Below are 12,792 nucleotides of genomic sequence, written 5' to 3' on the forward strand. Positions count from 1 at the left end.
GGGGACCGGGAGGTGGCGCTGCGGCACTTCGAGGCGGCCGTACGGATCGATCCCGACCAGCGGGAGGCGCTCGCCGGTGAGGGGCGGGCGCTGGCGGCGCTGGGCCGGACCTCGGAGGCGCTGAACGCGTACCAGGTGGCTCTCGCTAAGCAGCCGTGCCCTCAATACGCCCTGGAACTGGGCGAGTTGTACGAGTCGCTGGGCCTCACGCAGGCGGCCCGGGTGCAGTACGACACGCTGCGGACCCTGGTGACCCGGGACGCGGCGGGCGGTGTCGACGACGAGCTGGTGCTCGGTGTGTTCGAGGCGGACCACGGGGACGCGCGGGATGCCGTACGGCGGTTGCGGGGCGAGTGGGCCCGGCAGCCGGGGATCGCGGTGGCGGACGCGCTGGGGTGGGCGCTGCACCGGGCCGGGCAGGACGCGGAGGCGTTGAAGTTCGCGTCGGTGGCGACGGACAAGGTGCACGGGGGCGGGGTGCGGGACGCGCTGTACGCGTTCCATCGGGGCCTGATCGAGCGGGAGTTGGAGAAGACCGCGTCCGCGCGCCGGCATCTCCAGGAGGCGCTGCAGATCAACCCGTACTTCTCGCCGCTGCGGGTGCCACTGGCGCAGGCCGCGCTGGCGGCACTGGGCGAGCCACCGGCCGAGCCCCTGCCCTCGGACAAGGAGAGTCAGGACAAGGAGCCGCAGGAGAAGACGGGTTGAGCCGCCGTGTCACACGGCCGCGGTGCCGATCAGCGCGTTGCGGGTGACGAGTGCGGCCAGTTCGTCCTCCGTCAGCGAGTCCGTGCCCGCGGGTCTGCGCGGCAGCACCATGTAGCGGGTCTCCGCGCTGGAGTCCCACACGGTGATGTCCGTGGACGTGGGCAGCCGGAGGCCGAACTCGGCCAGTACGGACCGGGGTTCGCGGACGACACGCGAGCGGTAGGCCTCCGACTTGTACCAGCCCGGGGACGGGCCGAGGAGCGCGAGGGGGTAGCAGGAGCAGAGGGTGCAGACGATGACGTTGTGCGTCGCGTCCGTGTTCTCGACGACCCGCAGGCGCTGGAACGAGCCGTCCATGAAGCCGAGTTCCTTGACGGCCGCCGTGCCGTCCGTCAACAGCCGTGCCCGGTAGGCCTCGTCGGTCCAGGCGCGGGCCACCACCCGCGCCCCGTTCACCGGCGAAGCGCCCGCGAGGAACGCGTCGAGCACCTCGTCGACCGCTCCGCCCGGGACGACCCCCTTCTCCTCCAGCAAGGTCTCAAGGCGCCGCACCCGCCGGGAGATCGAGGCGTCCTCGTGGTCACCGCTCATCGTCACGATCCTCTTCGTACGCTTCCAAGTAGCTTTCCCACAGGTCCAGTACGACGTGGTGGTCGCCCTCGCCCCACAGGTCCCGGGCCGCGAACCGCACCGCGTAGACCTGCTCCACCGGCGCGTCCCCGCTCCCCCGCGCACTGATGTCGGCCAGCTCCGCGCGCCCCTCCGGCTCGACCACGACACCGCACTTGCCGCGCGCGTACCGGGGCAGGCGGGTGTGGTGCGGCGGGTCGTGCCGGAAGGTCCGGACGCGGGTGCCGGGCGGGAAGCGGTCAGGCATCGGGCTCCGCCAACTCACCTGGTTCGAGCACGCCCTTGCGTTCCAGCAGGGCGGTGATCGCGGTGAACCAGCGTTCGTAGTACGACATCGAGAGGTACGCGGTGGGCGGGATCGCCTCGATCGCGTCCCGGAACTCGTTGGTGTTGAAGATCCCTTGCGCGCGCAGGGCGTTGAACAGCCCGACGACCCGCGCCTCCCAGTCGGCGTGGAAGGGCTCGGGGTCGTCGGTGGTGTCGATGGCGCCGAAGCCCTGGGTGCCGCCCACGTCGTTGATCCTGGCCATGACCGCAGCGTACGGCTACGGCTTGTGGCAGAGCGAGAACCGGCGTGCCCCGGCCTCTCCGGACGCGAAGCCGAGGCACAGTCGGGTGCCGGGTCTCGTGCGGACGGCCAGGCCCTCCGGTTCGCGGTAGGTGAGGGAGTAGCCGGCTTCCGTGCGGGACTGCTGGAGCAGTTCGCCGGTGCGGATGTCGAGGCAGGAGACGTAGGTGTTGCCGTGTTTCGCGGCCGGGTTGGTGGTGGAGTCGTAGGCGGTTCCGGCCAGTTGGTAGAGGTGGTCGCCGTCGAGGGCGTAGCCCTGGAACGGGATCGCCGGGTCCGGATGCGCGCCGGTCTGGGCTATGTCGGCGAGCGGCTTGGAGTAGTCGCGGGCGACGAAGGCGTCCAGGTCCCAGACCCGGTAGCGGGGTCTGTTGGCGATGCGGTAGCGGATGGCGATGCGGTTCGAGGTCATGCAGACCGTGGGCTGGTTGTTGGTGGAGTTGGCGATCGGCTTGCGGATCGCGACGTCGGCGGCGGTGCGGACCGCGCCGTCCGCGAAGTGGAAGCGGGTGACGGCCTGGCCGTAGGCGCCCCCGGAACCAGCCTTCGCGGCGGCCTCGGTCCAGATCCAGACGTCGCCGTCGGACGTGTTCTGCACGCCCATGCTGACCCCGTGCCCGAAGCCCTGGAGATGCATGTGGCCGAGCGACTCGCCCGTGTAGTCGAGCTGGTTGAGGCAGAGGTTGCCCGCGTCGGCACCGCCCTGTCTCAACTGCAGGACGTACAGGTGCTGGTGGACCTCGTCGAGGGCGAACGACTGGAGGACCGTGGGTTCGTGCAGGGTGCCCTTCTCCCACAGCCAGCGTACGGCCGGTGCGGTCAGGTCGATGGGCGCGTCGGCCACGGTCCTCCCAAGTCCCGTGCGGGACCCGTGAGTTACAGGTTGCCCCGCTTTTCCTGCTCCCGCTCGATCGCCTCGAACAGGGCCTTGAAGTTGCCCTTCCCGAAGCCCATCGAGCCGTGCCGCTCGATGAGTTCGAAGAACACCGTAGGACGGTCCTGGACCGGCTTGGTGAAGATCTGGAGAAGGTAGCCGTCCTCGTCGCGGTCGGCGAGGATCTTCAGCTCGCGCAGGGTCTCGACGGGGACGCGGGTGTCGCCGACCCATTCGCCGAGGGTGTCGTAGTACGAGTCGGGGGTGTCGAGGAACTTCACTCCGGCCGCGCGCATCGTCCGTACCGTCCGCACGATGTCGTTGGTGTTGAGCGCGATGTGCTGGACGCCCGCGCCGCCGTAGAACTCCAGGTACTCGTCGATCTGGGACTTCTTCTTGGCGACGGCCGGCTCGTTGATCGGGAACTTGACCTTCAGGGTGCCGTCGGCGACGACCTTCGACATCAGGGCGCTGTACTCGGTGGCGATGTCGTCGCCCACGAACTCCTTCATGTTCGTGAAGCCCATGACCTTGTTGTAGAAGCCGACCCACTCGTTCATGTGGCCGAGCTCGACGTTGCCGACGCAGTGGTCGATGGCCTGGAACGTGCGGTGGGCGGGGGCCTCGACGAGCGGGTCGGCGGGGGCGAAGCCGGGGAGGTACGGGCCGTCGTAGTCCACGCGCTCGACGAGGGTGTGGCGGGTCTCGCCGTAGGTGGCGATCGCGGCGAGGACGACCGTGCCGTGCTCGTCCTTCAGCTCGTGCGGCTCGGCGAGGGAGCGGGCGCCGTGCTCGACGGCGTAGGCGTAGGCGGCGCGCGCGTCCGGCACCTCGATGGCGAGGTCGACGACGCCGTCGCCGTGCTCGGCCACATGCCGGGTGAGGAACTCGCCCCAGGGGGTGGCGGGCCTGATGACGGAGGTGAAGACGAAGCGGGCGGAGCCGTTGGTGAGGACGTACGAGGCGGTCTCGCGGCTGCCGTTCTCCGGTCCGGAGTAGGCGGCCAGCGTCATGCCGAAGGCCGTGGAGTAGTAGTGCGCCGCCTGCTTGGCGTTGCCCACGGCGAAGACGACCGCGTCCATTCCCTTGACCGGGAAGGGGTCGGCCTGCCGGGCGGTGTCGGAAGTGGGGTGAGTGTTCGCAGAGATGACAGCCATGAGCGCAGGCTCCACCTCCATGGCAAGGTGCGCAATAGTTTGCGTATCTGCTGGGCAAGGTGCTCAGTGCAGCGATCGTTTCTGCGGACTTTCTGTACATGATGACCATCGTGGGAGGCGGCAGCATGGGGATCGATCAGCTCGACGGCCGGATCATCGTGCTGCTGGCCGAGGAGCCGCGCATCGGGGTGCTGGAGATGTCCCGGCGGCTCGGGGTGGCCCGGGGGACGGTGCAGGCGCGGCTGGACCGGCTTCAGTCGAATGGAGTCATCCGCGGCTTCGGCCCGCAGGTCGATCCGGCGGCGCTCGGCTATCCGGTCACGGCGTTCGCGACGCTGGAGATCCGGCAGGGGCAAGGCACGGACGTCCGGGCGCACTTGGCGACCGTCCCGGAGGTCCTCGAACTGCACACCACCACCGGCAGCGGGGACATGCTGTGCCGGCTGGTGGCCCGCTCGAACGCCGATCTCCAGCGGGTCATCGACCGGGTTGTCGGTTTTGATGGCATTGTCCGGGCCGCCACCGCGATCGTGATGGAGAACCCCGTTCCACTGCGGGTCATCCCGCTGGTGAAACAGGCGGCGGAAGAGCCGGAAGGGACGACCTGACCGACGTAGGGGCGTGGGCATGTGAGCTTCTGGGAGTACTTGGGCAACCGGCACCAGCAGCTGCTCACCGACGCCTACCAGCACGCCAGCGCGGTCTTCCAGTGCATGGTCGTGGCCACGCTGATCGGCGTGGCGCTCGGGGTCGTGACCTACCGGAGCGAGTGGGCGGGCAATCTGGCCACCACTGCCACCTCGACCATTCTGACCATTCCGTCGCTCGCCATGATCGGTCTGCTCATTCCGATCGTGGGGCTCGGCGTCCCGCCCACGGTGATCGCGCTGACCCTGTACGGCCTGCTGCCGATCGTCCGGAACGCGATCGTGGGCCTGCGCGGGGTCGACCCGTCCCTGGTGGACGCGGCGAAGGGCATCGGGATGTCCCGGCTGATGCGGCTCGCGCGGGTCGAACTGCCGCTGGCCTGGCCGCCGATCCTGACCGGTATCCGGGTCTCCACCCAGATGCTGATGGGCATCGCGGCCATCGCGGCGTACGCCTCCGGGCCCGGCCTCGGCAACGAGATCTTCCGCGGCATCGGCTCCCTGGGCAGCAAGAACGCCCTCAACCAGGTGCTCGCGGGCACGCTCGGGATCATCGTCCTGGCGCTGCTGTTCGACGCCGCGTACGTCCTGCTGGGACGGCTGACCATTCCCAGGGGGATCCGTGCCTGAGCAAGCCACGACGACCTCCGGCGCCTCCATCGAGCTGGAGAACCTGACCAAGCGGTATCCCGGCACCCCGCAGCCGGCGGTCGACAGCGTCAACATGGAGATCAAGGCGGGCGAGTTGGTCGTCTTCGTCGGGCCCTCCGGCTGCGGCAAGTCGACCACGCTCAAGATGATCAACCGGCTGATCGAACCGACCGGCGGCCGGATCCGGATCAACGGCGAGGACGTCACCGACATCGACCCGGTGAAGCTGCGCCGCAAGGTCGGCTACGCGATCCAGTCGAGCGGACTCTTCCCGCACATGACCGTCGCCCAGAACATCGCACTCGTCCCGAGGATGATCGGCTGGTCGAAGTCCCGGATCAGGGACCGGGTGGAGGAGATGCTCGACCTGGTCGGGCTTGACGCCGGCGAGTTCCAGGGCCGCTATCCGCGCCAGCTCTCCGGCGGACAGCAGCAACGCGTGGGCGTGGCACGGGCGTTGGCGGCGGATCCGCCGGTGCTGCTGATGGACGAACCGTTCGGCGCGGTCGACCCGATCACCCGCGACCACCTCCAGGACGAGTTGATCAGGCTCCAGCACGAACTGCACAAGACGATCGTCTTCGTCACCCACGACTTCGACGAGGCGATCAAACTGGGCGACCGGATCGCGGTGCTGCGCGAACGCTCGCACATCGCGCAGTTCGACACCCCGGAGGCGATCCTCACCAACCCGGCGGACGACTTCGTGTCCGGGTTCGTCGGCGCCGGGGCCGCCCTCAAGCGGCTCAACCTGACCCGCGTACGGGACGTGGAGATCACCGACTACCCGACGGTGACCGTCGACGACCCCCTCCAGAACATCTTCGACAGGCTCCGGGACAGCGGCACCAACGAGATCCTGCTGCTCGACAAGCGCGGCCGGCCCTACAAGTGGCTGCGGCGCGGCGACATGATGCGCGCCAAGGGCTCGCTGGCCCGGGCAGGCACGCTGGTCAGCGACACGGTGACCCGGGACGCGACGCTCCGGGACGCGCTGGAGGCGGTGCTCACGGACAACGCGGGGCGGGTGGCGGTCACCGGGCGGCGCGGCGAGTACACCGGCGTCGTCGACATGGAGACGCTGATGAACTCCGTGCACGAGCTCCTGGAGGCCGACCGGCTGGAGGCCATGGAGGCACAGCACGAGCTGGAGGAGGCCCGGGCCCTCCAGACGCACGCCGAGCAGGAGGGCGCCGGAGGGGAGCGGGACACGTGACCACCACTCCCGAACTGGAAGAGGAGGAGACGGAGGCCCCGGCGCCGCCGACTCCCCCGAAGCGCCGGATCACCTGGCAGAAACTGACGATCCTGCCCGCGTTCCTCGTGGCGGTGCTGCTGGCGACCTGGCTGTGGTTCAACCAGGCCCACCTGGACGCCATTTCGGAGAACGCCCTGTCCAACGGTCAGGTGAGCAAGGCCCTTTGGCAGCACATCCGACTGACCGCGATCTCCACGTTCTTCGTGCTGATCATCGCGATCCCGCTGGGCATCCTGCTGACCCGCGGGGCGTTCCGGAAGGCCGCCCCGGTGGCGATGACCTTCGCCAACATGGGCCAGGCCACCCCGGCGATCGGCCTGTTGGCCCTGCTGGTGATCTGGCTGGGCACCGGCGAGAAGGCGGCCCTGATCGGCATCATCATCTACGCCGTCCTGCCGGTCCTGTCCAACACCATCGCCGGGCTGAAGGCCAACGACCCCACGCTCCTCGAAGCGGCCCGAGGCATCGGCATGTCCCAACTCGGCGTCCTGGCAAGGGTGGAGCTGCCCCTCGCGGTCCCACTGATCCTGGCCGGCGTGCGAACGGCCCTGGTCCTCAACGTAGGTACGGCGACCCTGGCGACCTTCGGCGGAGGCGGCGGCCTCGGCGTACTGATCACCACCGGCATCACCACCCAGCGGATGCCCGTCCTGGTCCTCGGTTCGATCCTCACGGTCAGCCTCGCCCTGCTCGTGGACTGGCTCGCCTCCCTGGCCGAACTGGTGCTGCGCCCACGGGGGTTGGAGGTGGGCACGTGAAGCGGACCTGCCTGGTGACGGTCGGTGCTCTGATCGTCGTATCCGGCTGCGGACTGACCAGCGGCTCCCCCATGGTCGACGACGTCAGCCCCGGCACCGTCGGCAGGGGCGAGCCCCTCAAGGGTGCCCATCTCACCGTCACCTCCAAGGAGTTCACCGAGCAGCTGATCCTCGGCGCGATGATGGGCATCGCCTTCGAGGCGGCCGGCGCGGACGTCCTCGACCGCACCGGCATCCAGGGTTCGATCGGCGCCCGGGAGGCCGTCAAGTCCGGTGACGCGGACGGGATGTACGAGTACACCGGCACCGCGTGGATCACCTACCTCGGCAACAGCAAGCCGATCGCCGACCCGCTGAAACAGTGGCAGGCGGTACGGGACGCGGACCTCAAGAACGGCCTGACCTGGCTTGCTCCCTCGGCCCTCAACAACACCTACGCGCTGGCCATGAACCAGGCCAACTTCAAGAAGTACGGCACGAAGACGCTGTCGGACGTGGCCACGCTGGCGAAGAAGAACCCGGGCGCGGTGACGGTGTGCGTGGAGAGCGAGTTCGCCAACCGCGCGGACGGGCTGCCGGGTATGGAGAAGGCGTACGGCATGGACATCCCGGCGAAGAACATCACGCAGATGGACACCGGGATCATCTACACCCAGGTGAAGAAGGGGAGTTGTACGTACGGCGAGGTCTTCACTACCGACGGCCGCATCAAGTCCATGAACCTCTCGGTGATGGCCGACGACAAGAAGTTCTTCCCCAACTACAACGCGGCGCCCGAGATCAACACCAAGGCCCTGAAGAAGTGGCCGGCGATCGCGGAGGTCCTCGCCCCGGTCACGAAGAAGCTGAACAACACGGTGGCGCGGACCCTGAACGCCAAGGTCGATGTCGACGGGGAGGACCCGCATCAGGTGGCGTTGGACTGGATGAAGGCGGAGGGGTTGGTCAAGTAGGGGTGGCAGAGGGCCAGTTACAAAGAAGTTGATGCAAAAGAAGCGTTGCAAAGGGTTCTTTGCAACGCTATCTTTGGACGCATGCCGGAGCCAGAGCCCCAGGAACGCCTGATCCACCATCTCGACGCCCGTGCGCTGCGCGGGCTATCGCATCCCCTGCGCGTACAGCTCCTCTACACACTGCGCATCGACGGCCCCGCCACGGCATCCCAACTGGCCGAAAAACTGGGCGAGTCGAGCGGAGCCACCAGCTATCACCTGCGCCAGCTCGCGACGTACGGCTTCGTCGCGGACGCCCCGGAGCACGGCAAGGGACGGGAGCGGTGGTGGAGGGCCGCCCACGACGGGACCATGTTCGACGACGCCCTGTTCACGGACGCCAGCCCCGCCGTCCGCGGCGCCATCGACATGCTCATGCACGAGATGGCCACGACCCATGCCCGGGAGCTGTCCACCTGGATCGGCAACCGCCACACCTGGCCCGAGAAATGGGTACAGGGCACGGACATGAGCGACTTCACGCTCCGCCTCACGCCCCGTCTCGCCACCGAACTCAACGAGAAGATGCACGCCCTCGTCGAGAGCTACCGCGACCTGCCCGAGGTGGCGGACGCCCCGGACGCCGAGCGCGTACGCATCCACACGCACGCCTTCCCGATCACCACGGACTGACCCAGAGAGGCAACTCCCCATGCATCCCGAGACCTACCTCGCGCTGCACCACGCCCGCACCGCCGAACTCCAGGCCCAGGCCGAGGCCCACCGTCTCGCCGCAGAAGCCAAGCCCTCGCACGAACTCCGCACCCGCCTCGGCTGGACCCTCGTAGAAGTGGGTCTGCGGCTGGCCGCCGCGCCGAACGGTCCGAAGCCGGCCGTCGCCTAGCCCGAACGGTCCGGAGCCCGCCGCGCCTAGCAGCCCGGCACGGAACCCTTGCCCGTCTCCAGCGCCTCCAGGGCACTCACCGCGCCCTTCAGCGAGGTCACCGCGACCAGCCGTAGCCCCTTGGGCAGTTCGGACTTGGCGTCCGAGCACTCGGCCTTCGGCACCAGGAACACCGTCGCCCCGTCGCGGCGCGCGGCCTGGGTCTTGAGGGCCACTCCCCCGACCGCGCCGACCGTGCCGTCGGTGCCGATCGTCCCCGTACCGGCGATGGTGCGACCGCCCGTGAGATCGCCCCCGTCGCCGTCGCCCTTCAGCTTGTCGATGATTCCCAGGGTGAACAGCAGACCGGCGCTTGGGCCGCCGACGTCGGCGAGCCTGAGTGTGACCTTCACCTTCTTGTCGCTGAGGTTCAGGTAGTTGAGCGCTGCCGTGGTCGCGTCGTCCTGCGACTCCTGCATCTGCTCCGTGTTGTGCTGCTCGATCTCCTTGACGCTGTTGCCGCTCGGGTAGACCGAGTCGCGCGGCATGACCGCCCGGTCGGTGCGGAACCAGCTGTCGATCACATCGCTCAACGAGACATGCTGATCGGGTCCGGTCGCCTCGATCGTCGTCATGCGCAACTGGCCGCTCGTCGTGCGCACCGGCGCCCCGGAGATCGTGATCACCGGGGTGCCCTTGTTCTCGCCGAGCACGTTCGCGGTCAGACCGGGCTGCGTCAGCGAGAACGGCAGCGGCGCGAAGGCCGCCGTGGCGAGCAGCGCCACGACGGGCAGGGCACAGACGGCTACGGCCCGGGGGCGCGTGAGGCGAGAGAGGAGCACGGGATCAATCTAACGCGACGGTCACTTTCGGCCGTGCGCCGGTCACCCAAGGCCCGCGAAAGGCCTCAGCGCAGCGCCTCCGCGACCTCCCGCGCCGCGTCCACGACCCTCGGCCCCACCCGCTCGGGCACGGCATCGGCCAGCATCACGACGCCGACGCTGCCCTCGACCCCCGTGACCCCGAGCAGCGGTGCCGCGGCGCCGCTCGCTCCCGCCTCCAACTCCCCGTGCGTCAAGGTGTATCCGGGCTCGTTCGCGACCTGGTGCCGGGCGGCGAGAATCGCCCGGCCCGCGGCGCCCCGGTCCAGGGGGTGACGGAAACCGGCCCGGTAGGCCACGTGGTAGTCGGTCCAGGTCGGCTCGACCACGGCGACGGCGAGGGCGTCCGCCCCGTCGACCAGGGTGAGGTGAGCGGTCGCCCCTATGTCCTCGGCCAGCGACCGCAGCGCGGGCAGCGCCGCCTCCCGTACGAGGGGGTGCACCTGACGGCCGAGCCGCAGCACCCCGAGCCCGACCCGGGCCCGGCCGCCCAGATCACGTCGTACGAGAGCGTGCTGTTCGAGGGTGGCCAGCAACCGGTATACGACGGTCCGGTTGACGCCCAGTTTGTTGGACAGTTCGGTGACGGTCAGCCCGTGGTCCGTATCGGCCAGCAGTTTGAGGACGCGCAGTCCCCGGTCGAGCGTCTGGGAGGTCTCCGCGGTCACGACGCCCACTCCTTAAGTGGTGAGGTCGGCGGCCCCCTAGCGGCGGATGCGTCACCGAGTCCCGTCAGTGACGCGCTTCAGAGGCCGCCGATCGGCGAGGCGGCCCGGCGTGTCCGGGCCCAGTCGCTTCACGGCTGCGCTCCGCGGCGGCGCTGCCACGGGGCGTGTGCGTAGCGGGACACTAGCGAAGGCGGTTCGCTGAGCGGAAGTCTCCGTCCAGAATCCGGGCACCGCCTGGTACGGACCGGTTCGCTTCACGCCGATATGTCCTGACCTGTGGATCGCCTCTGCACAACTTCCGTACGGATGTGCGGGTTGGCGGGACGTCCGTTGTGCGGGTCAGCGCATGCGCGTGGCCCACTCCTGGACCTTCGCGATGCGCTGCCGCAGCTGCCCCGCTGTGGCCTCGGCGCTCGGCGGGCCGCCGCAGGCGCGGCGCAGCTCGGTGTGGATGACACCGTGCGGTTTGCCGGTCTGGTGGACGTACGCGGAGACCATGGTGTTGAGCGACTTCCTCAGCTCCATCATCTCTTTGTGGGAGACGACGGGCCGCCGCTCGGCGGGCAGTTCGAGCAGGTCGGCCTCCTCGTCCGGCTTCTTGCGGCTGTGCGCGATCTGCCGGGCCTGCCGCTTCTGGAGCAGCATCTGCACCTGGTCGGGTTCGAGGAGTCCGGGGATCCCGAGGTAGTCCTGCTCCTCCTCGCTCCCCGGGTGCGCCTGCATGCCGAACTCGGCACCGTCGTAGAGCACCCGGTCGAAGACGGCCTCGGACTCCAGCGCCTCGAAGGCGAACTGCTCCTGTTCGCCGGTGTCCTCGTCCTGCTCCTTGTTCGCCTCGTCCATCTCCTTCTCGGACTCGGCGTACGGGTCCTCCTCGCCCTCCTTCTTGGGCTTGTCGAGGGCGTGGTCGCGCTCGACCTCCATCTCGTTGGCGAAGGTGAGGAGGTCGGGGACGGTCGGAAGGAAGACGGAGGCGGTCTCGCCCCGGCGCCGGGACCGCACGAAACGCCCGACGGCCTGTGCGAAGAAGAGGGGGGTGGAGATGGTGGTGGCGTAGACCCCGACGGCGAGCCGCGGCACGTCGACGCCCTCCGACACCATGCGTACGGCGACCATCCACCGGTCGTTGCTCGCCGCGAAGTCGTCGATGCGCTTGGAGGCACCGGTGTCGTCCGACAGCACGACGGTCGCCTTGGAGCCGGTGATCTCACGGATCAGCTTGGCGTAGGCGCGCGCGGATTCCTGGTCGGAGGCGATGACGAGTGCGCCGGCGTCCGGGATGCCCTTCCTGACCTCGGTCAGCCGCTGGTCGGCGGCGCGCAGCACGCTCGGCATCCACTCACCGCGCGCGTCCAGCGCCGTACGCCAGGCCTGGCTGATCGCGTCCTTGGTCATCGGTTCGCCGAGCCGGGCGGCGATCTCGTCGCCCGCCTTGGTCCGCCAGCGCATGTTGCCGCTGTAGGAGAGGAAGATGACCGGCCGGACGACGTGGTCGGCGAGCGCGTTGCCGTAGCCGTAGGTGTAGTCGGCGGAGGACCGCCGGATCCCGTCGTTCCCTTCTTCGTACGTCACGAAGGGAATGGGATTGGTGTCGGACCGGAACGGCGTACCGGTGAGCGCGAGGCGGCGGGTGGCGGGTTCGAAGGCTTCGAGGCAGGCCTCGCCCCAGGACTTCGAGTCACCGGCGTGGTGGATCTCGTCGAGGATGACCAGCGTCTTGCGCTGCTCGACACGGTTGCGGTGCAGCATCGGCCGCACGCCGACACCCGCGTACGTGACGGCGACACCGTCGTAGTCCTTGCCGAGAGGCCCGGCGCTGTACTCCGGGTCGAGCTTGATCCCTATCCGCGCTGCGGCCTCCGCCCACTGCTTCTTCAGGTGCTCGGTCGGCGCGACCACGGTGACCTGCTGCACGACATGGTGGTGCAGCAGCCAGGAGGCCAGGGTGAGCGCGAAGGTCGTCTTGCCGGCGCCCGGGGTCGCGACCGCGAGGAAGTCCCGCGGCTGCTCCTGGACATACCTCTCCATCGCCCCCTGCTGCCAGGCACGCAGCTTGCTGGCGGTGCCCCAGGGGGCACGGCCGGGGAAGGCCGGGGAGAGGTGGTGGGTGTTGGCGGAGGAGGCGGCGGTGGTAGTCACGGTCTCCGTTTGGTTGGTAGGGCGGCTCGGCTACGTAT

Annotated in this window: 16 protein-coding genes; 8 read left to right on the top strand and 8 right to left on the bottom strand. The window is 69.1% G+C overall.

Annotated features, from left to right (window positions below; translation table 11 throughout):
• Positions 1 to 708 (top strand): tetratricopeptide repeat protein (locus R6V09_RS09530; RefSeq protein WP_317880917.1); only part of this gene is annotated, 708 nt, incomplete at its 5' end.
• A gap of 9 nt (positions 709 to 717) precedes the next feature.
• On the opposite strand, the gene nthA is transcribed toward R6V09_RS09530, so the two are convergent.
• Genes nthA through hppD form a run of 5 tightly spaced genes read right to left on the bottom strand, consistent with a single transcriptional unit; the run spans position 718 to position 3,937 of the window.
• Positions 718 to 1,299: a nitrile hydratase subunit alpha gene (gene nthA, locus R6V09_RS09535; RefSeq protein ID WP_317880918.1), complete on the bottom strand. Its 582-nt coding sequence runs from the start codon at positions 1,297 to 1,299 to the stop codon at positions 718 to 720.
• Complete coding sequence (locus tag R6V09_RS54410) at positions 1,289 to 1,585, bottom strand: SH3-like domain-containing protein (protein WP_327095182.1); 297 nt, start codon at positions 1,583 to 1,585, stop codon at positions 1,289 to 1,291. The genes nthA and R6V09_RS54410 overlap by 11 nt, the downstream gene beginning before the upstream one ends.
• On the bottom strand, positions 1,578 to 1,868 hold the full coding sequence (locus R6V09_RS54415; protein WP_327095184.1) for a hypothetical protein: 291 nt from the start codon (positions 1,866 to 1,868) through the stop codon (positions 1,578 to 1,580). Before R6V09_RS54415 ends, R6V09_RS54410 begins: the two co-directional genes overlap by 8 nt.
• Before the next feature lie 15 nt (positions 1,869 to 1,883).
• A complete protein-coding gene (locus R6V09_RS09545) occupies positions 1,884 to 2,750 on the bottom strand; it encodes a phage baseplate protein (protein WP_317880919.1) in 867 nt (288 codons plus the stop codon).
• A 32-nt stretch (positions 2,751 to 2,782) separates the two neighbouring features.
• On the bottom strand, positions 2,783 to 3,937 hold the full coding sequence (hppD, locus tag R6V09_RS09550) for a 4-hydroxyphenylpyruvate dioxygenase (RefSeq protein WP_317880920.1): 1,155 nt from the start codon (positions 3,935 to 3,937) through the stop codon (positions 2,783 to 2,785).
• 125 nt (positions 3,938 to 4,062) lie between these two features.
• On the opposite strand from hppD, the gene R6V09_RS09555 reads away from it, so the two are divergent.
• From R6V09_RS09555 to R6V09_RS09585, 7 genes are all read left to right on the top strand, one after another.
• Positions 4,063 to 4,545 carry an Lrp/AsnC family transcriptional regulator gene (locus R6V09_RS09555; protein WP_317880921.1) on the top strand — a complete coding sequence of 161 codons (483 nt, stop codon included), beginning with the start codon at positions 4,063 to 4,065 and terminating at the stop codon, positions 4,543 to 4,545.
• Positions 4,546 to 4,566: 21 nt separating this feature from the next.
• Positions 4,567 to 5,214, top strand: coding sequence for an ABC transporter permease (locus tag R6V09_RS09560; protein WP_317880922.1), 648 nt, complete (start codon positions 4,567 to 4,569; stop codon positions 5,212 to 5,214).
• The gene (locus tag R6V09_RS09565) at positions 5,207 to 6,451 is read left to right on the top strand and encodes a betaine/proline/choline family ABC transporter ATP-binding protein (protein ID WP_317880923.1); all 1,245 of its coding nucleotides are present in this window, start codon (positions 5,207 to 5,209) and stop codon (positions 6,449 to 6,451) included. Before R6V09_RS09560 ends, R6V09_RS09565 begins: the two co-directional genes overlap by 8 nt.
• Positions 6,448 to 7,251, top strand: coding sequence for an ABC transporter permease (locus R6V09_RS09570; RefSeq protein ID WP_442810002.1), 804 nt, complete (start codon positions 6,448 to 6,450; stop codon positions 7,249 to 7,251). Before R6V09_RS09565 ends, R6V09_RS09570 begins: the two co-directional genes overlap by 4 nt.
• The gene (locus R6V09_RS09575) at positions 7,248 to 8,204 is read left to right on the top strand and encodes a glycine betaine ABC transporter substrate-binding protein (protein ID WP_317880924.1); all 957 of its coding nucleotides are present in this window, start codon (positions 7,248 to 7,250) and stop codon (positions 8,202 to 8,204) included. The genes R6V09_RS09570 and R6V09_RS09575 overlap by 4 nt, the downstream gene beginning before the upstream one ends.
• Positions 8,205 to 8,285: 81 nt before the next feature.
• Entirely contained in the window at positions 8,286 to 8,876 is a 591-nt protein-coding gene (locus R6V09_RS09580; protein WP_317880925.1) for a helix-turn-helix domain-containing protein, read from the top strand.
• Between the two features lie 19 nt (positions 8,877 to 8,895).
• On the top strand, positions 8,896 to 9,087 hold the full coding sequence (locus R6V09_RS09585) for a hypothetical protein (RefSeq protein ID WP_317880926.1): 192 nt from the start codon (positions 8,896 to 8,898) through the stop codon (positions 9,085 to 9,087).
• A gap of 26 nt (positions 9,088 to 9,113) precedes the next feature.
• Here R6V09_RS09585 and R6V09_RS09590 read toward each other — a convergent pair whose 3' ends face one another.
• From R6V09_RS09590 to R6V09_RS09600, 3 genes are all read right to left on the bottom strand, one after another.
• Positions 9,114 to 9,908 carry a S16 family serine protease gene (locus tag R6V09_RS09590; protein ID WP_317880927.1) on the bottom strand — a complete coding sequence of 265 codons (795 nt, stop codon included), beginning with the start codon at positions 9,906 to 9,908 and terminating at the stop codon, positions 9,114 to 9,116.
• A gap of 65 nt (positions 9,909 to 9,973) precedes the next feature.
• Complete coding sequence (locus R6V09_RS09595) at positions 9,974 to 10,615, bottom strand: IclR family transcriptional regulator (RefSeq protein ID WP_317880928.1); 642 nt, start codon at positions 10,613 to 10,615, stop codon at positions 9,974 to 9,976.
• A 339-nt stretch (positions 10,616 to 10,954) separates the two neighbouring features.
• Positions 10,955 to 12,754: a DEAD/DEAH box helicase gene (locus tag R6V09_RS09600; RefSeq protein ID WP_317880929.1), complete on the bottom strand. Its 1,800-nt coding sequence runs from the start codon at positions 12,752 to 12,754 to the stop codon at positions 10,955 to 10,957.
• Positions 12,755 to 12,792 lie beyond the last annotated feature (38 nt).

It is taken from the genome of Streptomyces sp. W16, from assembly GCF_033194735.1.
Taxonomy (GTDB): domain Bacteria; phylum Actinomycetota; class Actinomycetes; order Streptomycetales; family Streptomycetaceae; genus Streptomyces.

Excerpts from the sequence above, each read along its gene's own strand:
- nthA (WP_317880918.1), bottom strand. The coding sequence starts at position 1,299 with ATGAGCGGTGACCACGAGGACGCCTCGATCTCCCGGCGGGTGCGGCGC.
- R6V09_RS54410 (WP_327095182.1), bottom strand. The coding sequence starts at position 1,585 with ATGCCTGACCGCTTCCCGCCCGGCACCCGCGTCCGGACCTTCCGGCAC.
- R6V09_RS54415 (WP_327095184.1), bottom strand. The coding sequence starts at position 1,868 with ATGGCCAGGATCAACGACGTGGGCGGCACCCAGGGCTTCGGCGCCATC.
- hppD (WP_317880920.1), bottom strand. The coding sequence starts at position 3,937 with ATGGCTGTCATCTCTGCGAACACTCACCCCACTTCCGACACCGCCCGG.
- R6V09_RS09555 (WP_317880921.1), top strand. The coding sequence starts at position 4,063 with ATGGGGATCGATCAGCTCGACGGCCGGATCATCGTGCTGCTGGCCGAG.
- R6V09_RS09580 (WP_317880925.1), top strand. The coding sequence starts at position 8,286 with ATGCCGGAGCCAGAGCCCCAGGAACGCCTGATCCACCATCTCGACGCC.
- R6V09_RS09585 (WP_317880926.1), top strand. The coding sequence starts at position 8,896 with ATGCATCCCGAGACCTACCTCGCGCTGCACCACGCCCGCACCGCCGAA.